This window comes from Rhodococcus qingshengii JCM 15477, from assembly GCF_023221595.1.
In the GTDB taxonomy this organism is placed as follows: Bacteria; Actinomycetota; Actinomycetes; order Mycobacteriales; family Mycobacteriaceae; genus Rhodococcus_F; species Rhodococcus_F qingshengii.
Genome location: NZ_CP096563.1, coordinates 1,230,150 through 1,253,463, shown reverse-complemented (window position 1 = coordinate 1,253,463; position 23,314 = coordinate 1,230,150). Strand labels below are relative to the sequence as shown.

The window sequence follows — 23,314 nt, the reverse complement described above, 5'->3', positions numbered from 1 at the left end:
ATAAGTCCATGAAACTCGAACACCCACGCAGGAAAGGCCGCCCGCTCGCGCTGGTAGCACTTGCGTCCGCAGCGGTATTCGCCCTCGCCGCATGTACCTCCGGGACTGATTCCGCACAAACCTCTGAAAACAGCACAAAGACCTCTCCCACCGCGGCACCCGCTACGGTCACGATCCCTGACAGCTCCGTCGGCAAGCAGATCACCTGGCTTCTCAATGCGTTCAACACGAGCACGCCGTTGACCCAGGAAGAAATCGCCGAACACTTCGGGCCCACTGCATCCGTCGTCCTGACACCTCCGGACTTCGACTCCATCCGAGCCGGACAGCCTTGGACAACAGTGAAGTACAAGGGAGGCGACTCCGACGGCACAGTTTCCATCACCAGCACCACCGGCGGTGCGTTCGACGTCAACGTCGTCGTCGACGGCAACGGGCTGATCCTCGGAATGGCGATCACACCGACCAAGGACGTTCATGTGCCGGCCGCATCTTGGCAAGAACTCGAGGCAGCCGTCAAAGCGCTTCCCGCGCCGACCAATCTGACCGTCACCGAGGTCACCGAGGGAAAGAACGCCGAAGTCTTCAGTGTCGGCGACACCTCACCACAGCCCACAGGGTCAACGATCAAGCTGTACGTTCTCGGCGCGGTCGCGACGGCCGTCCAAAACGGGACACTCTCCTGGGATCAGAAGCTCACCATCACCGACGACCTCAAATCGATGCCCGGCGGGACCATGCAGGACCTGCCATCGGGAACTGAAGTCACGGTCCGAGATGCCGCCGGCAAGATGATCTCGATCAGCGACAACACCGCCACCGACATGCTGATCGCTGCTGTCGGGCGCGAGCAGGTAGAAGCCGAATTCGCCCCGATGGGCATGGCAAATCCTTCGCTCAACATCCCGCTCAAGCCGACCCGCGCACTGTTCCAACTCGGCTGGGGTGACCAAGGCGCACAACGTATCGCTTGGCGCGACGGAACTCCGGACGAGCGTCGAGCGATACTCGCGGCACTACCTGACGGCCTGGTGGACATCCCGGCGTCTGCATTCACCACCCCCGCATGGCCTTTCGACATCGATTGGTTCGCCTCGCCCGCCGACCTGCGTGCCGCGTTGGTCACGTTGCAAGAGAAGGCGAAGACCGAGAGCGGCGCACCGGTTCGAGACATTCTCGCCGAGGATCCGGCGCTCAGCGACGAGTCCGCGAAATGGTTCACTTACGGCGGATTCAAGGGCGGCAGTTCCATCGGGGTCCTCGCGGGTGCCTATTACGTGGAACACGACGATCGTGCCTGGGTTGTCACCATGCAAACTCATGGTGACGACGCTGCACTGGTTGCCGACCCGGCTCTGTACTTCGATCCGGTCGACGACGCGATGCTCTTGATCCAGACGGATGCAACCAGTTAGTGCCCAGTGGCGGGCCGAAACCACGCACGCCGATTCATTGCCTTCGCCGATGAAGGCGCCGGATACAGAGAAGCCGCTGCACATCCAGTGTCATCCGGATGCACAGCGGCTTCGCTAAGTCTTAGCCCGTGGGGGTCTCGGTCTCGTCCGACGAGAATCCGTCGAAGAATGCGATGACCTTCTGAAGAAGTGCCGCGATGTCGAAATCTTCCAAGCTACCCATTGCGTTCGTCCTTTCGTTTAACACTGAGGATGAAACGTGCATCTTGCAATTTCCAATGTAAAGCATGAAAAGCATTATTTCTCGACCGCGCGACACTTCGGTTGCAAATACGTCACTCAGCAAGATATGGGCAAATCACCGGAAATAACAGCTCCCACCCGCAATATTTCGGTCTTCCGCAACCCGCTTATTTCCCCAACTCGCAAGTGGGTAAATCTTGAGAAAAATTTCCGGGCGCGTCGATCACGAACGATATTCCTGGTGGAACTCTCAATCCAAGAGCACCAGGCAGAAGGAGCGCCGACACAGCTGACACGCAGTTTTGCCCGCATTCAAGAGTCGCCATCCACGCACATAGTGGACATTCGTCTGCAATAACGAACCGGTAGCAACACAATCCCAGGCACTTTCTCCCATCTTCTGACTTTTACACATGACCACTGAAGATGTTCGCTGGTGAAACGCAATACCAGTTCGAAAGTTCCATAACTTCTCCGGATGCTGTGCACGCGATTAACTGATCAAATATCTGCTGACTCACCGACCCCCCACACTCCGCCAGAACGTCACATCCGAATGCTGGACGTTAGTTTAGATGGGTTCGTAATTCTCGGAATCTGCTCGATAACGGCGGCCCCACGGATAAAACCGAGACTGCACCACCGCAGGCCGCCAGGTCATGATCCGCGACTCGGCGAAGGGTGTGCGGACAAGTCCACACGAGGGTGAAATAGGGGGTGAGACATGCCTTGGGGTCTCGTTTTACCGAGTCCGACACAGTACGTTTTCCGAGGCACGCCAGTCCCCAGATTCATACGGTGTGCAAGGACTCGTTGACGCTTCCGAGATGTTGGCAAGGCCGACCACAGGCCCCGTTCTCCCGACGAGAACGGGGCTTCCTCGGGTCGGTTTCCGCCTTCGACCGACCGGGTAGACGCGAGCATGGGCGCCACCTGCTCGACCGAATCCACCGCTGGCCGCCACGAATCGACGACCCCGACCGTCGGCGTCGAAGAAGAATTCATCCTCGTCGACCCGACCTCCTGGTTGCCGTCCACCGACAATGCTGCGGTTGCGGAAACCGCGTCGACACTGGGTTTGGATCTTCAGCTCGAGTTGTCCCGCTGCCAAGTCGAGACCAACTCTCCCGTGTGCCATGGCATCGACGAACTCCGAACCCACTTGACCGACATGCGTCGGCTCGCGGCAAAAGCTGCCGAGTTGAACGGCTGCAGGCTGTTGGCCGTCGGCGCACCTCTTTCGGGGCCTTCGCGTTTCGAGATCAGCGACTCGCCTCGTTACCGCCGGATGGGCGAACGCTTCGGCGCCCTCGCTGCCGAACAAAGCATCTGCGGTTGCCACATCCATGTGGGCGTCGCTGATCAAGTACAGGCCGTGCAGGTCTGCAATCACGTGCGCATCTGGTTGCCCGCCTTGTTGGCACTGAGCGCCAATTCCCGTGTCCACCAAGGAGTCGACACCGACTTCGCGAGTTGGCGGGCGATCCAATGGTCCAGGTGGCCAGTCGCCGGGCCGCCGCCGTACTTCGAGACCACCGGGGACTTCGACACCGCGGTTGCGAAGATGGTGGATTGCGGCGTGATGCTCGACAAGCGGATGGCCTACTGGGATATCCGACCTTCCTGCCACCTACCGACCGTCGAGATCCGAGTCTGCGACGTTCAGCCGACAGCAGAGGATGCAGCGTTACTTGCAACCCTTGGACGGGCTCTGGTGGCAACTGCGTTACGCGCGATAGACCGGGGCATCGAGGCTCCGAACATTTCCCTCGAGAGCCTCCGCCTCGCAACCTGGGTGTCCGCGAAGGAAGGCGTCCTGGGAGCGTCGATCGATCCGATTACCTCACAAAGAATTTCAGCCACGGAACTGTTGCACCGGCTCCTGATCCATGTCCGTGACTCCCTCGACGAGGGAGGCGAGTACTCGAGCGTGGAGTCGGCGCTGCAGCTCAAGTCAGTCACAGGCAACGGCAGCGACTGGCAACAGCGAACGCTGCGCCAGGTCTGCCTTCGGGAACTGATTGCGCGTGCCGTTCAGCGCACCGTACCGACCGCGCCGACTGGCACGGATACGCACGACGAGCCGACAACGGATCAGTAGTAATGCCGCCGACCACCGATGGCGTGCCCGGCCGCGCCCAGCGCGTACAGGATGATTCCGATCACCAGCAAGACGACACCAATCGTCCACAGGATCGGAATGTTCACCACGAAACCGATTATCAGCAGGATCACGCCGAGGATGATCATCACAAGCTCCTTCAGTGCGTTCACTCGGGCGGATACGCCCGCCTCGAGCCGCATACACCGCGGATACCCGTCGGCAGAGCGTTTCATACCCACTCTGACCGGGTATTTCGCTGGGCACCATAATATTTGAAGAATCGAGCCCGCCATGATGAGAATTGTGACTCTGATCGTTCTGATCTGGCTGATAGTCGGGGCCGTCGCGGCCGGCCAACGCGGCTACTACAGCAGTTCGCCGACCAACTGCGCCGGCGTCGGGACCATCGCGCTCACGGTCATCGCGGGTCCGCTGAACTACTTCGGCGTCAACCCCAAAGTCACCGATTGCACGCTCCCCCAGCCCACCGAGTGAGCTGCCGGAAATCCACGCTAAACCGACTAGTCGTTACCCTGGAGGTGAGTCGACACACATCGAAGTGAGGGGCCACCATGACCACTGCACCAGATCGCACCCGAATCGAGTTCCCGGACATCAGCTCGCGTGCGTGGGAACACCCAGCCGATCGGGCTGCATTGGTGACGCTCCGGACGCTTCGGGGGTTCGACACTGTCCTGCGGACGCTGTCCGGACTGCTCCAAGAACGTCAGCACCGCCTCATGTACCTCGCCACGTCGGTGCGAGTCGACGAACGGCAGTTCAGCGACCTGAACGACCTGCGCCGTGACTGCGTCGACATCCTGCAGGCCGACGAGACACCCGAGCTGTTCGTACTCCAGACCCCGATGGTCAACGCCTTCACCATCGGCATGGACAAGCCGTTCATGGTGGTCACTACCGGCCTATTGGACGTGATGAACTACGAGGAACAGCGGTTCATCATCGGCCACGAACTTGGCCACGCGCTGTCCGGTCATGCTGTGTATCGGACAATCCTGATGCATTTGATGCGACTGGCCGGAACCATCGGATGGCTGCCCGTCGGCGGGTGGGCATTGCGCGCGATCATCGCCGCCCTCATGGAATGGCAGCGCAAGTCAGAACTGTCCGGTGATCGTGCCGGACTGTTGTGCGGGCAGGACGTACACACCGCGATTCGCGTCCAGATGAAATTGGCGGGCGGATCCCGAGTCAGTGAAATCGACATCGACGCGTTTCTTGCCCAGGCCGCCGAGTACGACGCCAGCGGCGACCTCCGCGACGGTGTACTCAAGCTCCTCAACATCGAACTGCTCTCTCACCCGTTCTCGGTGCTTCGCGCCGCCGAGCTCAAGAAGTGGGTGGACAGCGGAGACTACGCCGCGATTCTGCGCGGAAACTACCCCCGTCGCGGCGATGACGACGGAGCGAAGATCAGCGACGAGTTCAAGAATGCAGCCAAGACCTACAAGCAGAACTTCGACGAGTCGGAGGACCCTTTGATCCGCATGGTGCGCGACATCGGTAGCGGATTGGGCGGTGCGGTGGGCGCCGTGGGGAATGGCGTCGGCGATGTAGCGTCGGACATCAAGGAACGATTCACCCACTGGCGCAAGAGTTCCGACAGGTCGAAGGGCACTGACGACGCCGAGTAAGCAGAATCGGGACCTGCCGCCGAAGGCAGTCGGCGGCAGGTCCCGGGCTCTTGGCGTGAAGGTGATGCAGGCTTCCCTCTGCACCACCCTCACGTTCACAGACAGTACCAGCAGTCGAACAAACGTGCGAACTGAAAGCGGTCGTGTCGAATCACCGGTTGTCGGGTACGCGGCATAGGACCACTACAGAAGGGAGCCGACATGCATGCTGGGCGACTGAAGAAGGTCGGTTCGAGTGACGGCCCGTTTGCCTCCGTGTACTTCGAAGACGTCCGTAACCGGGAAGATGCGCGCGAGCGCTTCGAACTCGAATGGCGCTCGATGCGCAATCAACTCACGAAACAGGGAGCATCGGAATCGCTGATCGCACGACTGGACGAGGTGAAGGACAACCATCACGGCATCTCAGGTCGCGCCGGACGCGCGATCGTCGCCACTTCCGAGGCAGTGCTGATCGACGATATTCTGCTCGAACCTGCCGGCTCCACTATCGCGACCTTGGGCGAACTGCCCTACCTGATTCCACTGATCGCACACGGATACGACACCGAACCGTTCCTCATCGCCAAGGTCGACCACACTGGCGCGGACCTGTGCGTGCGCGATGCTCGCGGGCGTGACGTGTACGGCGAAACGGTAGACGGAGACGGCTTCCCGGTCCACAAGGCACACGTGGGCGGTCAGGAGCGATACACCGACAGCCAAAGCCTCGTGGAGGAGAATATCCGGAAGAACCTGACTCAGGCTGTGGAGCGCGCGGCGGCGCTCGCCCGTGAACACAAGGTCGCGCTGGTAGTTGTCATCGGAGAAGTACAATCCCGCAAAGCTTTTGCACAGCTTTTGCCGTCGACGCTACGGGTGGTGGACGTCGAAAAGGGTTCGCGTTCAGTCGGTTCGACACCCGCCGAGGTGTCCAAGTCGATTCGTGAACTGATCGACACGCAGCGACTGCGCAGAATGGATGTGGAAACCGAACGCTACGTCGCCGAGCAGGGCCGGGACTCCGGCCTCTCCATCGACGGGACCGCACGCGTCCTCGACGCCCTCGAACAGGGCAAGGTCGAGACGCTGCTGCTCACCGATCCTGACGACAAGGAAGTCACCAGTGGAGAGTTGATCGGGCCCGCCGATCGCGTACTCCCCTACATCGCAATCGGGACCGGCACCGAGTTGGTACAGATCGACGAACGCCTCGTTCTCGCCGACGGATACGGCGCGATACTTCGACACCCTTGAACGCCGGAGCCTGCTGATCAGATTCGGTGGCGAGCACGTTCTATCGAGAAGCGTGCTTGCCCACCGAGTCCGGGAACCCATCGGCAATTGCTGCGACGAGTTCCAGATATGCCCGTGCCGTGCGCTTGTTCAACAACTTCAAGTCGATCGGACCGCCTTCGCCCAGGTGATCGTCGTAGGGCAACGTCTTGACCGCTCGCACTCCACGCTGAGCGAAAACGTCCTCGAGTTGATCGAGGTCGAGCGAAGACGAACCCGGCCGCGTCGAATTGATCGCCACGACCGACCTGCTCACCAGATCTGCGTATCCGTGCTTGGTCAGCCAACTGAGCGTTGCTGCAGCACTACGGGCACCATCCTGAGCTGTCGGGCTGACGACAACCAAAGCATCTGCTTCGTCGAGAATTCCGTACATGGCCGAGTGCATGATTCCGGTGCCACAGTCGGTGATGACGATGTTGTAGTGCACCTCGAGAATTCGGAGAGTATCGAGGTAGTCCTGCTCGTTGAACGACTCCGAAGTTTCCGGATCTGCCTCACTCGCAAGGATTTCGAGTCGGCTATCGCCTTGCGAGGTGTAGTAACGAACATCGCTGTACGTACGAATGTCACCGTCGGCCAACAGATCACGAACGGTCAGGTGATGTTCACGTCGTTCGCGATCAGCCAGGGTCCCCAGGTCGGGATTGGCGTCGATGGCTACGATTCGATCCCCACGGATCGATGCGAACGTCGAACCGACAGTTTTGGCCGCCGTGGTTTTCCCCACTCCACCCTTGAGTGAGATGAAAGCAATCTTGTACACGCCGCGCACCGTTCGGTTGGCACGGCGCACGAGAGCCTGGTGTTCGAGTTCGGCAGCCGACTGCCCAGTGTTGATCCGGCCCCCGGTGAGTTTGAACAACACACTGCCCAAACCGCGTTCGGGTGGACGCTTCGCCCGCTTGATGATGTCCAGGTCGTCGACGGAGGTCATAGGCCTGGGCGTCGAGGTCCGGAAATCGGTCGGCTCTTCACGACGTTGCTGGCGCATCCGCTGACTGGGCAACGGTTTTGCTGCAGGCTCGTCGAATTGTGGTGTGAAGGTGACGGTTCGAATCGACGTTGCATAGCCGTCGTCGGACGCGTCGAAATGGCCGTCGCCCTGAGTCGTTCCGGAGTTGTTCCCCAGGACTCCGTTATTCGAACCGTTGTTATCGCTGCGCACCGTTTTCCTAGGTCGAGTTCGGAATCATTTCGGACATAGCCTCTCGGACGCTATCACTCTGGCGGGCTTGCCGTTCTCTGCTCAATACCGTCGTGGCACAACAGACCGTTACACCCGCACTTCGATGACTTTGGTCCCCAAGCTTGTGCCGATCTCAGCAAATACGAACGTCGTAACGATATGCGGCACAGATATCTTCATCTGCCGCTAGAAACAGCCTTCCGCAATGTCAGGGCAAATCCCTTGGTAACAAACGAGAAAAGGGAGGGCGATCGCCTCGGCGATCACCCTCCCTTCATGGACAAGTGTTCAGCTGCTGCAGAATTCCGAACTACCGAGACTTCCGAAAATCGTCGACAGATCCACACTTCCGAACGAACTGCCCGTATCGCAGCCGTCGGCAGTGAGCGCGAAGTCGACACCGGTGACGTCATTCGTGCTCAGATTCACCGGAATTACTGCTGGATCGGCACCGCATCCGCTGCCGGGAACCACTTCTACGGAATAGCCGTCCTTGGCCGGCTTGTACTGAAAGAAGTAGTCACCGGAATCATCCGTCGTTGTCGTCGCGATTTGCGTGCCGGCATCGAGGAGATTCAACGTCACGTCAGACGCCCCGACCCCGTCAGCACCCGGACACCCAGTGACAGTTCCGACGATGCTGAACACCTTCACCAACTCGAAGTCGATCCCGGTCGCGTCGGACGTCGTCAGATCTACCGCCGTCCTGTCGGGTACGGATCCGCATCCAGCCGGCGAGTATGGACTGACCGTGTAATTGCCCGGAGGAACGTTCGTGATCGTGTATGCGCCACCCACCCCGACAGTGGCCGAGGATATCTGCGTCGAGCCATCCCATACGACCATCCATATCCCGACCGGATCGCCAGTATCGCTACACGAGTTGACAAGGGTGCCCGACACGGAGCGTGTGACCGGGTCCGCCGAGGCCACCGAAGACAGGAAGAGACCGAACGCACCCATCAGGGCGAATATCGCAAAGAATCGACGCCTCATGAAACTCTCCTATGTGTTTGCCCTGCCGTCGACCCGTTGCCGGCGACCAGAGCCAAGTCTGGCACCGGAAAATGACCGTCACGTTTGTTTCACCCGGTCCTCGGCAAAGTTTGGCGAATCGGACAAATCCCCCACCTAACGCGTTCGTCGGTCGGCCACCGAAACGATCTCGACCGATCACCTACTAAGCCCGGTAGTAGGCGCCTGTATCCTTTCGCGTATGACGCCGGGTCCGAAAGATGTCGCGCAGCTGCGCGGCGCTTTCGTGGGCGGCACCTCCGGCGCGGTTTCCGTCGCAGCCCACGCGCTCGGTGGTGGCGGCATGGCCCCGTCCGAAAGCGCTGTCGTGTTGCTGATCCTCGCCTGCGCGAGCGTCGGCGCGGTGGTCACGTCCATCGACACCCGTCGCTCCCCCGCGCTCTTGCTCGCCCTCATGCTCGCTGCGGGTCAGGCCATCGGTCACGCGACGTTGACCATCGCTTCGGATCATCAACACGGCCTGCTCCTGTCCCTTCCGATGCTCGCGGCACACATCGCTGCCGTCGGAGTGTGCGCAGTGCTGATCCGCGGCGCAGAACGCGGATACGTCGTGGCCGCATCGACGGTAGCGGCAATCGTCGCCGTTCTATTGCGCCCGTGGGCAGCTGAACCGTCACCGTTCGCTGCACGTACTCGATACCGCGCCAAAGTTGTTCTACGTCAACTTCTCACCTCAGGCCTGGGCACTCGCGGCCCACCGGCATTCGTGTAACTCACCTCCCCTTTCCTTTCACGCACGTGATTACGTGCGCCACTTTGCTGTGCGCCTTTATTAACCGCCCGCGGTTAACAAAGGCGCACAGCGGGATCGAGTACACGCATGTCCGCACCCGAATTGGAGCGCGCACAGACGCGCGCGTCCAACGACAGTTCTCCGCCGAAGAAGCAGGTTGGCGGCGCCAGACCACTGATCCTGCGTCTGCACTTCTACGCCGGCGTCCTGATCGGACCGTTCATCCTCATCGCCGCTTTGAGCGGTGGCCTCTACGCGATGGCACCCACCATCGAGAAGTTCGTTTACAGCGACTACCTCCAGACCGACACCACCGGACAGATCGCGTCACTGAACGACCAGATCCGTTCCGCTCAGCAGTACCGCCCCGACTTGACGGTCTCGGCAGTACGTCCGTCCCCTGCTGCCGGCGAAACCACCCGAGTCCTGTTCACCGATCCGTCACTGGGCGAATCGGAGAGGCTCGCCGTCTTCGTCGATCCGGTGCTCGCACAGCCGGTCGGCGAGTTGGCGGTCTACGGAAGCAGTGGTTCGCTGCCACTGCGAACCTGGATCTCCCAACTGCATCGCCACCTTCATCTGGGCGAACCCGGCCGCCTCTACAGCGAATTGGCCGCGTCGTGGATGTGGGTGGTCGCACTCGGCGGTGTCTACCTCTGGTTCCGTCGATACCGCACCGCCCGGAACGCTCGACTGCTCACGATCGACCGAGCATCCACCGGACGAAGCCGGACCCTGAACTGGCACGGTGTCGTCGGCATCTGGATAGCAGTTGCATTGGTCTTCCTCTCGGCGACCGGCCTCACGTGGTCGACCTACGCCGGAGAGAACGTCAGCAATCTGAGAACCGCGTTGAGTTGGACGACGCCCTCAGTTGTGAAAACTCTCGGCGACGCTCCCCCTCCGGCGACAGGCGGGCACGAGGGTCACGACATGGCCCCTGCCGCCACCGGCACGCTGACGGACACCAACGTCGGACGCGTCGACACCGTCCTCGGTATCGCCAGGTACAACGGGATCACCGGTCCTGTCGAAGTATCGATACCCGCGAACACCGAGACGGCGTTCACCGTCGCCCAGACACGTCAGCCCTGGGTGTACAGCAACAACACCATCGCAATCGACGGAGCGACGCAAAAGGTCACCGACGAGTTGTGGTTCTCGGATTGGCCACTCGCGGCCAAACTTTCGGCCTGGGGAATCCAACTCCACATGGGTCTGCTGTTCGGCCTTGCCAACCAGATCGCACTCGCCGCACTGGCACTCGCACTGGTCAGCGTGGTCATTCGGGGCTACATCATGTGGTGGCGCCGACGCCCCACTCGTGGCTCCGACTGGGCAGTCGGCCGGGTTCCTGCCCGCGGCGGAATCCGCAACCTCTCCCCGGTCGGCCTCGTTGCTCTCGTCGCGATCACGGCGTTGGTCGGCTGGTTCGTTCCGCTACTCGGCATCAGCCTTCTCGCATTCCTGCTGATCGACCTGTGCATTGCGGCGTTCAAACGCCGTGCCACCACCTGACACTTCACGAATTACGGAGACACACATGACTGTTCGCACAAAGATATTCGCAGCTGTTGCACTGTCCGCAGCTCTCGCCCTGACCGGCTGTTCTTCCAACTCCGACAAGGAAACCGAAGCTGCACAATCCATCACAGTTCAGGATCAATGGGTCAAGGCCGCGCCGGAAGGAATGAGCGCGGCGTTCGCCGAACTCGTCAACTCCAGTGACAAGGACGTACGCGTGGTCTCGGCCACCAGCCCCGCGTCGTCTCGACTCGAACTGCACGAAGTCGTGACCGGCGACGGCGGAACGATGACGATGCGTCCCAAGGACGGCGGTTTCCTGGTCCCTGCCAACGGGTCCGCCTCCCTCACCCCGGGCGGTGACCACCTCATGTTCATGGACCTGTCCGCGCCGCTGCTCCCAGGCGCAGAAACCGACCTCACCTTGATCTACGACGACGGTTCCAGCACCACGTTCACAGCCCAGATTCGCGACTTCTCCGGTAATCAGGAGAACTACGACCCGAATCACGGTGGCTGAGAACACGAACCCGCCCAGCCGAGCAGTCAGTCGGCGGCGCCTTCTCGGAGGAGGCGCCGCCGCGCTCGGCGTGGCGGGAATAACCTGGGGCGCAACCACAGTGGTCGAGCGCAGCCAACAGGAGCAGCAAGCAGGCAAGCTGGTGGAACCGTTCTACGGAGTCCACCAAGCCGGCATCGACACCACGCCGCAAGCGCACGGCACCTTCATCGGGTTCGACCTCTTGCCTGGAACCGATCGAACAGTCGTCGTCGGAATCATGAAGATGTGGTCCGAGGATGCGTCACGGCTCACCGCGGGCAACCCGGCGTTGGCGGACACCGAACGGGAACTGGCTGTGGATCCGGCACGCTTGACGGTGACCGTCGGCTACGGTCCTGGCCTGTTCACCAAGCTGGGATTGCAAGCACGTCAACCGGACTGGTTCGAGCCGTTGCCGAGCTACGAGATCGACCGACTTGACGACCGATGGGGCGGGTCGGACCTGTTGCTGCAGATTTGTGGCGACGATCCGGTGACCATTGCTCATGCTGTGCGAGTTCTGACCAAGAACGTCCGATCACTGACGACAATCCGGTGGACACAAAAGGGATTCCGCAACGCTCGCGGCACCACGCCCGAGGGAACCACGATGCGCAATCTCATGGGCCAAGTGGACGGGACGGTCAATCCTGCTCCGGGAACAGTGGATTTCGATTCACTGATCTGGCACGACGGCGCCGGTCAACCGTGGCTGGCGGGCGGAACCTCGTTGGTACTGCGACGCATTCGCATGGAAATGGATACCTGGGACGAACTCGACCGTTCGGGGCGCGAACTCACGATGGGGCGCACGTTGTCCAATGGCGCTCCGCTCAACGGAACCAACGAATTCGACGAAGCGGATTTCACACTCACGGACAAGTTCGGGATTCCGGTGATCCCGCCAGGATCACACATCGCGCGAGCCCACCAGACGCATGAGAAGGAGCAGTTCTTCCGTCGGGCATACAACTACGACGACGCACCCGAGAGCGGGCAGACCTCGAATTCGGGATTGATCTTCGCAGCATTCCAACGGGACATCGCCGAGCAATATCTACCGGTCCAACAGCGATTGAGTGACTTCGACGCACTCAACGAGTGGACGACGCCGATCGGTTCTGCGGTGTATCTCATTCCGCCGGGATGCACCGAGAACGACTATCTGGGAAGCGGATTGCTCGGCTGACAACCCCGGGCAACGATATTGTGGGGGCTGGATCCGAACGGATCCCGCCCCCACAATTCCTTCTACCTGAAGTTGTTGCGTTACTTGGACTTACGAGGTCCCGGCATGACCGCACCTGGACGGGCGGTAGTCAACCTCGTGACCCAACCACTGACGGGCCACTTCTTCAGTCCGACGTTGTGTGGGGTGACCTCGGTTCCGACGTACTTGGCAGCAAGCTCGTCGTCGACGGTTCCGTTGAACCGCCACAGTTGGCTTCCGTCGGCATTGCGGGTGGACACCTCCCATGACTGAGCACGGAAGGCACCACGAATGATGCTGTCGGCAAACACCAGAACGGGAATTCCGATCTCGGCACGAACAGCCGCACCGGCAGACCACTCGGCGCGCGCGAGTTCGTAGATCTCTTCCGGCGTTGCTCCCGGACGGGCGGAGGCCGGTACGTGGAGGACGATGCTCGGCGTCGGGAGTTCCGGCGCGGGATCAGCCGAGTAGCGCAATGCGAGTTCCTCGACGCGGGTCGCTCGGGCGTCCTTGTCCGAGGTATCGCCTGCGAGATTGGTCAGACCCTCTCCCGCGTCGGTGATCCGCAAGGCTTCCACGATGCCGCGGACGACCTCGTCGGTAGTGGCGGCCGAATCCGTGGCGGCAGAGACCGAGCGGAGGAGTACGAAGTGCTCCACCGCCGAACCTGCGTCGTAGATCTCGCGGATCCGAGCGATCTTGGCTGCCGTCACAGCACCATTCGACTCGGCCGGAGCGTCCGCTCCTTCGAGGTTCGCGAGTTCACCGAGCGCTTCGAATACCGGCGCGAATACTTGATTTCCCGTGCCGTGCCCGACATGGAACACCTGGTCGTTACGCGGGTCACGCAAAGCAAAGACATACTGCCCCAGCCTCTTCCCGACCTTCTCGGAGAACGGCTGCGGAGCGGGCTTCCTGACGACGACCTCGGTGGACAGAGTGCGCATCACGGCCAGACGTAGTGCGTCTGGCACGCTGGTGGAACCGGCAGCACCGGAAAAGATTGCCGCCGAAGCAGCGCTGATCGAGGTGAACGTGCGGCCGACTTGCTTCTCGAGAGAGGCAGAGACCGTACCGACCGCAGTCAGTTTTGCATCGAGGGTGCCGTCACCCTCGACAAGGAACTCCTTGATCAACGGAGCAACGAGCAAGGTGGAGCCGATAGCGCGAGGAACTGTCCAGACAATAGCCATGCCACGAGCCTAGGCGATCACCTCGAGGCGCGAGGCGAACGCGACTCAGCCCGCCGCTGCCGGCCCGGCCAGTCCCTGCACAAGTAGGTTCCAGGCCGAGTGCGCGACTTCTTTTCGCGAGCTCTCGGCAGTCCGTTCCATGATCGCGGCGAACATCGCGATCGCCAGGATCACGTCCTCAGCAGTCACGGACTCGCGTATCTTCCCAGCTCGACGCGCCTCCTCGAGGCGTCCTTCGAGGAGATCGGTCAGGCGGGTGCCTGCCGAATTCAGTCGTGAGTCGCCGAAGGAGACGGGCTTGATGACCTCCACGAACACGATGGAGGTGGTGATCTGGTCTACCAACAATCGAAAAAGATCGTCGAGAGTCGAATCCGGATCGGCAGCCATATCTTGCAGCTCGACGATGTTCTCGTCGAACACCGCGAGTGCGAGGCTTTCGCGAGTGGGAAAGTGCCGGTAGAGGCTGCCCTGACCGACGCCGGCCGTGCGGGCGATCAGGCTGAGCGGAGCAGCAAAACCCTGAGTGGCGAACACCTCGCGAGCTGCTGAGACGAGTGCCGCACGATTGCGCGCCGCATCTCTCGGCCCTCTGTTGAGGGATCCGCTATTGACGCGGCCAGACGATGTCACGCACACTACGATACCAACCGGACAGCATTGTCCGGTTGGTTGCGGCCCGACACCGGTTCACACCCCGACCCGATCGTCGTGAGCGCTCGAACACGCGCCTGCCCTCCGTGCTGCCTGTCCGTGAGATACGTCTGCCCGTGAGATACGAAAGGCAATCCCGCACCGGGAGTTGGACTCGATGAAATCGTTCACGACCATCAGAACCAGATCTGCCATCGCACTCGTCGCCTTGATCACCGTGCTTCCCGTGTGCGTCGCGTCGGCTGAGCCCGCCACTGCCCCGGGCTCGATCCACGAGAACCCGGGTGTCGCTTCCACCGCCGCAAGCCGCGCCGAATGCGGCCCGGGATCGATGCCCGAGACCGGGTTGCAGGGTGATGTTCCGGCCGAGGACCGAAACAGCGGACGCAGCCGAGACGGCTACAGCTGCAACATGTCTCAGATCGGCGGCTACTCGGGTCGCGGCGGCGGGATCACGTCCACCAACTTCGAACACTGCTCGTACGTCGGCAGTTTCTTCCCCGGGAACCTCCTGGGCCCCGCACAGGGCGTCCAAGTTCTCGACGTATCGGATCCTGCCAATCCCGCTCTCACCGCCACGCTGACCGAACCCGCGATGCTGGCCGGAACGTGGGAGAGCCTCAAGGTCAACACCGCGCGAAAGCTGCTGGTGGGCACGGGCGTTCCGCTCTTGACCGGCGTCGGCCTGATGTCGGTCTACGACATCTCCGATTGCGCGCACCCGAAACTACTCAACCCCGGACCAGGAACCGATCTGGGGATGCTGCTGCCCATCACCAATCACGAGGGAGGATTTTCACCGGACGGGAACACCTACTGGTCTTCCGGCACCGCTCCCGGCGTGGCGAGCGCCGTCGATCTCACCGATCCCGCCAACCCACGCGTCGTCTGGCAGGACCTCATCGGGTTGTCGACGCACGGCTTCGGAATCAGTCCCGACGGAAATCGCATGTACTTGTCGAACAATCTCGGCGGAATACATGTCCTCGACATCAGTGAGGTTCAGCGCCGCGTCCCGAATCCTCGGGTGCGCCAACTGTCCCAGCTCTCGTGGACCGACGGGTGGGCCACCCAACACAGCATTCCGGTCACCTACGACGGTTCGCCGTACCTGTTCACCGTCGACGAAGGTGGTTCCGGCGGAGTCAAATTGATCGACGTCTCCGATGACGACGAACCGTCGGTCGTCAATTCGGTGAAGCTCGAAATCAATCTGCCGGAGAATCAAGACGCTGCGCTGGCGTCTGCTGCCGGTGGATCGCTGTTCGCGTACGAATCTCACTACTGTTCGGCAGATCGCCCGGTCGACCCGACGGCGCTGGCATGTGGATGGATCTCGAGCGGGATTCGGGTCTTCGATGTTCGAGATCCCTTCGACGTCCACGAAATTGCGTACTTCAACCCACCTGCTCGGACCGGCGGCAATCTCGAACTCGCCAACTCGCCACACGCTCTCGCGTCGCTCATCGGGGTACCCGTTCTCAGCACCCCGGCAATCGCGCAGTCGATCGCGCAGGGCCAGTTCGACCCCGGCCAAGCACTGAGTTCGCGGTCGGGCATGGTCGCTCTCGGCGACATCTCGACCGATTGGTGCTTCTCCCCGCCCGAATGGCGCGGGACCACGTTGTGGGCGACGTGCGCCGACAATGGCTTTGTTGCCATGCAACTCGAAAACGGTGTCTACACACCACCGGCTGACCAGAAGACGACCGTGGGATCATGACGGCGCCGCGAGCGGTCAAAGCCGTCGCACTCGTGGCTGCAGCACTGATGCTGCTCGTACTCGGCGCAGCACTACGTCCGCTGTTCGCACCCGAGAACCACACGCAGAGAGCTGTTCTGAGCGAAACCGAAATCGGATTCGTGCACGACATGGCGGCCCACCATCAACAGGCCCTCTTCATTCTCGCGCGTCTGAGTCCCGATGTGGACTCGGCGGTGACGAGACTGGCCCAGCAGATCGACGATGTTCAACGAACGGAAATCGGTGTCATGCTCGGTTGGCTGAGGTTGGCCGGTGTCCCGCCGAACAGTAGAACGCCGATGGCGTGGATGGAGGCGTCGCCGAGCGGCGCGGGCGACTCTCGTCATCACCCGGCAACGCTGGACACCGAGACCGACTCCATGCCTGGTATGGCTACGACCGAAGAACTCGAGAAACTGAGCAGCGCTCGCGGGCTCGACGCCGAGGTCCTTTTCCTTCAACTGATGGAACGCCACCACCGTGGCGGGATCGCCATGGCGCAGGCCGCCGACGCCCTACTCGAGAGCGGGCCGGTGAAACAGTCCGCCCGCGACATGATCAACACCCAGAGTCAGGAATCCGGGCTGATGACGCTGATGCTCGAACAACGTGGGGCACAACCACTGCACTGACCCGCATGTGCAGTGACTACCATAGGTGTCGACCTGCGAACTACAGAAGGAATCGACACTTCATCATGACCCTGCTTGTTCGCGGAATCGATTGGTCGAACCCGACAGCACCGCGGATCCGATGCGTCGACGACACCACTTCCGCTACGACCTTCTTCACTCACGACTCGGTGCTGCGATTCTCCGTCGACGAGACGAAGGGCCGCCGCTGCCTCGGCTGGCGAGATCTCACCGCCGAAGGTCCAGGACACTCGCCGTGCGACCGCGGGGCGACGGTCACCGCAGGACGCCAATGCGACCGATGCCGAAATCGTGAGGGGTTCACCACGGTTCATCAGGCACACGTCAGCGGCGCGCACATTCATCCGAATGTGCGTACCTACCTCGCACAACCACAATGGCTCTACGTCGACGTATTCGCCGGCGGCCAGATGAAGGTGGGGACGGCGTCCGAGTTCCGCAAGCATCCGCGAGTCGCCGAACAAGGGGCAGTCTGCGCATTGTTCGTAGCGCGGTCGACGGACGGTTACAGCATTCGCGCCCTCGAAGCCCGAGTTTCGGAGCACTTCCACTTGAGCCAGGCAATACGTACGTCTCGGAAAATCGAAGCGTTGACAGGGCCCTTGGATCGAGAGAAACTACGAAAGTCGTTGCACCACTTCGTATCGTCGATCAAAGACGAGCTGAATGACATCGGATCGGACATCGACGGAATCGAGATCCTGGAGGCTCCCGAAGAATGGACGGCGCCGGCGTGCGCTGACATGGTCTTCGATGCGGCACCGTTGATCGCGTACCCGCACACTTTCGAGTCCGGCGAACATTCCTTGTATTTGGAGGGCCTTGCCGGTTCGATCGCCTCGCTGCGGATCGACCCCGACTCTGAATCGCCACGCTTTGTCGCGGACGTGTCCGGACTGGTCGGTCGAACCATCACCGTCGGCGAGTTCGAGTCCCCTGGCGTGGCGATTCAGGAATCGTTGTTCTGAAAGTAGGTCAGCAACTTCCCGCAGTCGCTGCGGCGAATCCGCGAGTGACCTCGGCCTGCTCGTCGGCAGACAGGCTCGACCATTCGGGATAAGCCTGGATGGAGGTCAGCATGTCGTTTGCCAATGATTCACGCGTCATGCCCATTTCCTCTCCGGACTCGTCGATGGCCGGCTGGTAGGCGTCGAGGTACCGGAGAACGTCGGAGCACGCCTGCGCGTAGGTCCGTGGCAGTGCCGAACTCACATTCGGGTCGGACGGGACCTCAGCCGGAGCACTCGAGTCGACCGAAGGGGTCTCGGTAGGTATTTCCGACGACGTCGCCGGAGCCTCGGATGACGTCGTCGACGTCGCCGTGGTGGTCGCCGAAGCAGAGGAAGTGAGTGTTCCGACCTCGGTCGGCTTGTCTCCGTCAGAACCGCAGGCAACCAGCGCCACCAGCGAGCAGGCACCGATGAACCCGGTGATCGTTTTCTTCATCCCTCAAGGATGCCAGAGGGCCACTGGCGTTCGAACGGACCGGCATCGCCCGTCAGCGCCGATTGCCCGAGCATCCTGCCGAATCCGAGCGCCTCGCCCTCCCGACTGCGGGATTGGACTGTATGCCCCGTTCGCGAACCCATGCTACGGTGACTTAACTGCAAAATAACTACGGGTGGGATTGTCCGGTCTGCCGCGTTCATCCGGAACGCTCCGATCGGAAATAGTTCGTCTATAAGGGGCTGGAACGAGTGGGACTTTTTCGTCGACGAGGTTCCCGCGAGGAAGACGACGATCGCGGGCAAAACCTCGATCGCAGCGACCCCGGGTACGCCGCCTGGTTCGCGAACGTCGCCGACGCGGGTGGTCAGCCGATTCCGTACAAGCGACCGCTGACCGCACCGGTGTATCCGCAACTCCAGCCGCCGGCCCCGGACTACGAGACGGATACGAGACGGCCACTCAACGCACCCGCCGGAGACGGCTGGCTACCCGCAGACCGCATCGACGAATTCGAGTCGTCGAATGGCCGCCCATCTGCACCGAACGGAACGAGCCCACAAATCTCCCAAACTGAAAAGTTGCCGCCCGACCCACTCCCGACGCCGCAACCAACGATTCCACCTCGAAATGTACCGATGACTTCACCACCGAAGCATCACCTGGAGTCGCCCCGCGCGACTCGGCCCTACCAAGGAGAAGCAATGAGCAACATCGACAAGATCCTCGGCGAATTGATGCGCATCGACGGTGCCAGCGGTGCAGCCGTCGTCGACGCCGACAGCGGAATGGTGCTCGGCATGAGCGGCAACCCGTCATTCAGCCTCGAGTACGCCGGCGCCGGCAACTCCGAGGTTGTGCGAGCAAAGCTCCGCACCATGAGTAACTTGGGGATTACCGACACCCTGGAAGACATCCTGATCACCCTGAGCAACCAGTACCACCTCATTCGCGTCCTCGAGACGCCCGGACTGTCGACGCTGTTCGTGTACCTCGTTTTGGACCGTGCGCGTGCGAACCTGGCGCTGGCCCGCCACAAGCTGGGCGAACAGACCCCCAAGATCGAGATCTGACCCTTCCACTCCCTTCCCGACAATGCCCGGTCCTCGCCAACGGCGAGGGCCGGGCATTGTTCGTTCCGAACACTCGATTGGTGAACCTCGCGCCGGCGCCGATACTGGGACCGTGACTATCGCGGATGCTCCTTGCGTGTGGTTGACCACCCTCCGAAGCGACGGCTCGCCGCACACGACTCCGGTCTGGTTCTTACTGCATCAGAACACATTCTGGATACCGAGCGCTGAGCAGAATCGTAAGGTTCGGAACCTGCTGGACGATCCTCGGGTCTCGTTGGCAGTCGACGGATCCGCTGGCGACCCGTGGGTCGCACAGGGCCTCGCGACAATTCATCACGACATCGGCGAATTCGTCGACCTCCTGAGACTTTTCGGCGAGAAGTACGACGGCTGGGATGCCGCAGACGAAACTCGTGACGGTCCGCGGGTCCTCGTCTCGGTCCCGGTGACTCGATGGTTCCTTCGACCAGACTGACAGACAGTGCCGGTTAGGCCCGAATTGTCGTGAATGACATACTTGTAGTTCATCTCTCGCAGAAATGGACTCTCACACATGGCACGCACGGCACATCACAGGCGCGGCATCACCGGCGTCACCATCGGCATTGCTGCCGTGATCGTGCTGGGAGGTTGCGCCAATTCCAACGCCGACGCGCCCGAAACATCTTCTCTCGGTTCGGGAATCGGATCCGGTGTCACCACGACGGTCGTGACCGAAGCCTCGGCTCCTTCGTCCGCCGCAATTGAACTGCTGGCACAGATCCCCGTCAAGGGACGCGCACCCAAGACCGGATACGACCGCGCGCTGTTCGGTACCGCCTGGACCGACGACGTCACCGTCGAATTCGGCCACAACGGCTGCGATACTCGCAACGACATCCTGCGGCGTGACCTCACCGACCTGACATTCAAGGACGGCTCCAAAAGCTGCTCGGTCCAAACCGGTACGCTCCGTGACCCGTACACGAACAAGACCATCGCGTTCACCCGCGGCCAGGACACGTCTTCTGCAGTCCAGATCGATCATGTAGTCGCACTCTCGGACGCCTGGCAGAAGGGCGCACAACAGCTCGATACACAGACGCGAACCAATCTGGCCAACGACCCTCGAAACCTGCGCGCTGTCGACGGGCCCACGAACCAGAAGAAGTCGGATTCCGACGCGGCGTCGTGGCTGCCACCCAACAAGGCCTACCGCTGCCAGTACGTGACTGCTCAAGTGGAAGTCAAAGCGGCATACGGTTTGTGGGTCACCCAAGCCGAACACGACACCATCGCAGACATTCTCGCGACCTGCTGAACTCTTGCGGTGATCAGCGGCCCTTGATCAGATACCGCACAATCGCCATTCCGAGCGCGAGGCCCACTACGGTGGCGAGCGCTGCAACCAGACCGTGACCGGTCAGTGCGACGAACACACCGGTGATGACTGCGACGACGGCAATGATCCCCGCGTCCACTCTGCTTTGACCACGTTCAGGCATGGCACTCTCTCGTGCCGTCTGGTCCGTCCGCTCCCCTCGTAGCGGACGGACCCAGCGGCAATCTGTCGAAATGCGCGAACTCCGGTGGCCTCACCGGGCTGACTTTGCGGGCGGTCCTGCGAGGCCGGCACGTCCCCCGGAGCCAACTCACATCGGTTCACGAAGTCCGTACCTTCGCAGAATATACCGATTGGTAGGTAATTACCGAGGGCTAAAGTCCCTGGTCATGGACTCATGCGACGAGTGGTCGGAAACTCGAGACGAACGAGCACATCCGCGAGGCGAGCGTTAGCCGAGATAGCAGAGGTCCGTGGCCACGGCCAGAGGCCCATCTGGAATCAGAGCGGAGACGTCTATGACCCGAAAAGTGATCCGAGATCCAACGATCCGACTGACGACACTCGCTTCCAATCAGCGCAATATGCGGTGGTGAAGCGAGAATCCGTCAAGAGAATCGTGACTGTCGCCGGTTCGAGGGTGCTTTCGAACTCGAGGACATTCAATTCACCATCGCCGTCGACCTTCGCTCGGCCGTATATGCACGGCATGTCAGCTGATACGGGCCCAGACGTCGTGTAGGTTCCCGGCAACACCTCCCACGGCACGTCGAACAGTCCGTGACCAGGAATCGTTCCCGGCGCTGCTGAGGCCGCAGACGTCCCGATCATTGCCACACCGACAGCTACTGCTGCAGCGGACGCGAGCAAACTAACCTTGCGCATTTTCCCTACCTTGTTCATACCTGAACCGCAGCGGCGAGTTCGAAGGCTTGTTGATGTAAGAACCCGCGGTTCGCGCAGTTCTTCAACTAACGGTAGTAAAAGGGCACGAGTTTTGGTGAGCTACCTTTTTGTGGTTCTGGCCCGATTTCCGTGACGGAGACTCCCATTGAGAAGATCAGAGAACGCCGGCGTTGCGGCTCTCGGCATGATTCGAACCTGTCATTCCAGTATTCGATCACACACCCGTCTTCGAGCCGAAACGTCGACGCTCCCCTGCCGTTTGGGTGACTCAGCCTCCGAGTGAGCCCGTCGGCAGCTTCGAGAAGATGTCCCCGAGGCTTCCGGTTCCACCAGGAGTTTCCGGTTCCGTCGGATCCACCGGCTCGACGACGATGACACCAGGCACGGTGACGGTCACGGTCTTGTCCGCAGATTCCGAAGAACTGAACTTCTTGGTACCCAAGAACTTTGCGGTGATGCGATGCTCGCCCTGGTCGCGGAACGGCCAGACCAGTTCTGCATGGCCATTGGAATCGACTGTGGCGCTGCCGATCTTCGTGTCGCCGTCGAAGAACTCGACCGTTCCCTCACCCGGGTTCGGGTCGATACTCGCCGCAATCTTGACGTCTTCGCCCGTCAGTGCCTCCAGTGCGACAGCGACCATCGTCTCGGTCTGGTTGGTCGTGAAGACCTCGGTAGTCGAGAGGGCGTTGCGTCCTTCCCCCGCAGCAACACAATACCCAGCGGCATTGACCCACCGGGACTCACCGAAACTCATGCTCGTGTCTTTGATCTTGATGCTCGGGCTCGTCGCCCCGGCGCGCAGGTGCGTCGTCGCATTTCCCTCGTCGGACCGAGCTTCGAGTTTCAATTCGACTGCCGGCAAACGAAAGTCCGTGTTCGCCTTGACTTGCAGCCCTTCCTTGGGCTTGTTGTCGTTCGCGCTCGGACCGTCGTTGACTGTCTTGTTGCCGGCACCGGTAATTCGCAGGTACTCACCCGCCGGGTTTGCGTTTCCGTCTGCGCCCACCCGGAGCAGCACCGCAGTCTCGCCGGTCAAGTTGGACGACGAATCACCGACGAGGGAGTACGAAACCAGGGTTGCCCCTTGCGGTAATGCGATGTCGTACTTGATTCGACCGGTGTCCGAATCCGAACTACGCATGGTGCCTGGATGCAATTTCACTGTGAACTGTTCGCCGGGACGCACGGACGTGGGTGCCGTTACCTCCATGTTGTCGGAGAACGACGAATCCCAATCGGTGGCGCCGTCGACCCGGCACTTGTGTTCGAAGGAAACTGTCCGCGTCACGGTATCGGAAGCCGCTGCCACCGGCGCGGACACAGCGAGGAGTCCGGCCGCGAGTGCTGGTACGACAGCGCAAACTGCCAGAGTGCGGGGGTTCATGTGTTGC

General features: G+C 61.2%; 24 protein-coding genes and 1 pseudogene. 16 read left to right on the top strand and 9 right to left on the bottom strand.

The window, feature by feature from the left end:
• The first annotated feature begins 8 nt into the window (after positions 1-8).
• From M0639_RS05685 to M0639_RS05675, 3 genes are all read left to right on the top strand, one after another.
• Positions 9-1,415 carry a serine hydrolase gene (locus M0639_RS05685; RefSeq protein ID WP_064074097.1) on the top strand — a complete coding sequence of 469 codons (1,407 nt, stop codon included), beginning with the start codon at positions 9-11 and terminating at the stop codon, positions 1,413-1,415.
• Positions 1,416-1,674: 259 nt separating this feature from the next.
• Positions 1,675-2,016 (top strand): hypothetical protein, encoded by a 342-nt coding sequence (locus M0639_RS05680; protein ID WP_156525020.1) that lies wholly within the window; start codon positions 1,675-1,677, stop codon positions 2,014-2,016.
• Positions 2,017-2,580: 564 nt separating this feature from the next.
• Positions 2,581-3,759 carry a carboxylate-amine ligase gene (locus M0639_RS05675; protein WP_064074098.1) on the top strand — a complete coding sequence of 393 codons (1,179 nt, stop codon included), beginning with the start codon at positions 2,581-2,583 and terminating at the stop codon, positions 3,757-3,759.
• Here M0639_RS05675 and M0639_RS05670 read toward each other — a convergent pair.
• Entirely contained in the window at positions 3,753-3,908 is a 156-nt protein-coding gene (locus M0639_RS05670) for a DUF6131 family protein (protein WP_003945912.1), read from the bottom strand. The two genes, M0639_RS05675 and M0639_RS05670, sit on opposite strands and share 7 nt — an antisense overlap.
• A gap of 145 nt (positions 3,909-4,053) precedes the next feature.
• Between M0639_RS05670 and M0639_RS05665 the strand changes: the two genes are divergently transcribed.
• The 3 genes from M0639_RS05665 to M0639_RS05655 all read left to right on the top strand — a co-directional run bounded on the left by M0639_RS05665 (position 4,054) and on the right by M0639_RS05655 (position 6,653).
• Complete coding sequence (locus tag M0639_RS05665) at positions 4,054-4,257, top strand: hypothetical protein (RefSeq protein ID WP_003945456.1); 204 nt, start codon at positions 4,054-4,056, stop codon at positions 4,255-4,257.
• 77 nt (positions 4,258-4,334) lie between these two features.
• Complete coding sequence (locus M0639_RS05660) at positions 4,335-5,417, top strand: M48 family metallopeptidase (protein WP_042452503.1); 1,083 nt, start codon at positions 4,335-4,337, stop codon at positions 5,415-5,417.
• 201 nt (positions 5,418-5,618) lie between these two features.
• On the top strand, positions 5,619-6,653 hold the full coding sequence (locus M0639_RS05655) for a baeRF2 domain-containing protein (protein WP_007734628.1): 1,035 nt from the start codon (positions 5,619-5,621) through the stop codon (positions 6,651-6,653).
• A gap of 40 nt (positions 6,654-6,693) precedes the next feature.
• On the opposite strand, the gene M0639_RS05650 is transcribed toward M0639_RS05655, so the two are convergent.
• The gene (locus tag M0639_RS05650; RefSeq protein ID WP_003945525.1) at positions 6,694-7,860 is read right to left on the bottom strand and encodes a MinD/ParA family ATP-binding protein; all 1,167 of its coding nucleotides are present in this window, start codon (positions 7,858-7,860) and stop codon (positions 6,694-6,696) included.
• A 309-nt stretch (positions 7,861-8,169) separates the two neighbouring features.
• A complete protein-coding gene (locus tag M0639_RS05645; protein WP_003945876.1) occupies positions 8,170-8,877 on the bottom strand; it encodes a hypothetical protein in 708 nt (235 codons plus the stop codon).
• 220 nt (positions 8,878-9,097) lie between these two features.
• Here M0639_RS05645 and M0639_RS05640 point away from each other — a divergent pair, with 220 nt between their 5' ends.
• From M0639_RS05640 to M0639_RS05625, 4 genes are all read left to right on the top strand, one after another.
• Positions 9,098-9,628, top strand: coding sequence for a hypothetical protein (locus M0639_RS05640; RefSeq protein ID WP_007734626.1), 531 nt, complete (start codon positions 9,098-9,100; stop codon positions 9,626-9,628).
• A 108-nt stretch (positions 9,629-9,736) separates the two neighbouring features.
• A complete protein-coding gene (locus M0639_RS05635) occupies positions 9,737-11,167 on the top strand; it encodes a PepSY-associated TM helix domain-containing protein (protein ID WP_064074099.1) in 1,431 nt (476 codons plus the stop codon).
• Between the two features lie 25 nt (positions 11,168-11,192).
• Positions 11,193-11,693, top strand: a complete 501-nt coding sequence (locus M0639_RS05630) for a copper chaperone PCu(A)C (protein WP_003945769.1) — start codon at positions 11,193-11,195, stop codon at positions 11,691-11,693.
• Positions 11,686-12,903 (top strand): Dyp-type peroxidase, encoded by a 1,218-nt coding sequence (locus M0639_RS05625; RefSeq protein ID WP_064074100.1) that lies wholly within the window; start codon positions 11,686-11,688, stop codon positions 12,901-12,903. Before M0639_RS05630 ends, M0639_RS05625 begins: the two co-directional genes overlap by 8 nt.
• A gap of 80 nt (positions 12,904-12,983) precedes the next feature.
• Here M0639_RS05625 and M0639_RS05620 read toward each other — a convergent pair whose 3' ends face one another.
• Together M0639_RS05620 and M0639_RS05615 are read right to left on the bottom strand one after the other, a co-directional pair.
• Positions 12,984-14,120, bottom strand: a complete 1,137-nt coding sequence (locus M0639_RS05620; RefSeq protein WP_054800699.1) for a GIY-YIG nuclease family protein — start codon at positions 14,118-14,120, stop codon at positions 12,984-12,986.
• 45 nt (positions 14,121-14,165) lie between these two features.
• A complete protein-coding gene (locus M0639_RS05615; RefSeq protein WP_223304676.1) occupies positions 14,166-14,753 on the bottom strand; it encodes a TetR/AcrR family transcriptional regulator in 588 nt (195 codons plus the stop codon).
• Positions 14,754-14,931: 178 nt separating this feature from the next.
• Here M0639_RS05615 and M0639_RS05610 point away from each other — a divergent pair, with 178 nt between their 5' ends.
• The 3 genes from M0639_RS05610 to M0639_RS05600 all read left to right on the top strand — a co-directional run bounded on the left by M0639_RS05610 (position 14,932) and on the right by M0639_RS05600 (position 18,139).
• Positions 14,932-16,497 (top strand): LVIVD repeat-containing protein, encoded by a 1,566-nt coding sequence (locus tag M0639_RS05610; protein WP_064074101.1) that lies wholly within the window; start codon positions 14,932-14,934, stop codon positions 16,495-16,497.
• A complete protein-coding gene (locus tag M0639_RS05605; protein WP_064074102.1) occupies positions 16,494-17,150 on the top strand; it encodes a DUF305 domain-containing protein in 657 nt (218 codons plus the stop codon). The genes M0639_RS05610 and M0639_RS05605 overlap by 4 nt, the downstream gene beginning before the upstream one ends.
• 65 nt (positions 17,151-17,215) lie before the next feature.
• Positions 17,216-18,139 (top strand): DUF2797 domain-containing protein, encoded by a 924-nt coding sequence (locus tag M0639_RS05600; RefSeq protein ID WP_054187969.1) that lies wholly within the window; start codon positions 17,216-17,218, stop codon positions 18,137-18,139.
• A gap of 7 nt (positions 18,140-18,146) precedes the next feature.
• On the opposite strand, the gene M0639_RS05595 is transcribed toward M0639_RS05600, so the two are convergent.
• Entirely contained in the window at positions 18,147-18,617 is a 471-nt protein-coding gene (locus M0639_RS05595) for a hypothetical protein (RefSeq protein WP_003945723.1), read from the bottom strand.
• A 251-nt stretch (positions 18,618-18,868) separates the two neighbouring features.
• On the opposite strand from M0639_RS05595, the gene M0639_RS35070 reads away from it, so the two are divergent.
• The 3 genes and pseudogenes from M0639_RS35070 to M0639_RS05580 all read left to right on the top strand — a co-directional run.
• Positions 18,869-19,690 (top strand): roadblock/LC7 domain-containing protein, encoded by an 822-nt coding sequence (locus M0639_RS35070; protein WP_007734612.1) that lies wholly within the window; start codon positions 18,869-18,871, stop codon positions 19,688-19,690.
• Between the two features lie 112 nt (positions 19,691-19,802).
• Entirely contained in the window at positions 19,803-20,168 is a 366-nt protein-coding gene (locus M0639_RS05585; protein ID WP_230359547.1) for a pyridoxamine 5'-phosphate oxidase family protein, read from the top strand.
• Positions 20,169-20,246: 78 nt separating this feature from the next.
• A pseudogene (locus M0639_RS05580) lies at positions 20,247-20,990 on the top strand (HNH endonuclease family protein); the annotation flags it as partial.
• A 16-nt stretch (positions 20,991-21,006) separates the two neighbouring features.
• On the opposite strand, the gene M0639_RS05575 reads toward M0639_RS05580, so the two are convergent.
• The 3 genes from M0639_RS05575 to M0639_RS05565 form a co-directional block, all read right to left on the bottom strand.
• A complete protein-coding gene (locus M0639_RS05575; RefSeq protein WP_007734610.1) occupies positions 21,007-21,177 on the bottom strand; it encodes a hypothetical protein in 171 nt (56 codons plus the stop codon).
• Positions 21,178-21,530: 353 nt separating this feature from the next.
• A complete protein-coding gene (locus tag M0639_RS05570) occupies positions 21,531-21,899 on the bottom strand; it encodes an Rv1352/Rv1906c domain-containing protein (protein WP_029537646.1) in 369 nt (122 codons plus the stop codon).
• A 289-nt stretch (positions 21,900-22,188) separates the two neighbouring features.
• Positions 22,189-23,307, bottom strand: coding sequence for an Ig-like domain-containing protein (locus M0639_RS05565; protein WP_064074103.1), 1,119 nt, complete (start codon positions 23,305-23,307; stop codon positions 22,189-22,191).
• Positions 23,308-23,314 lie beyond the last annotated feature (7 nt).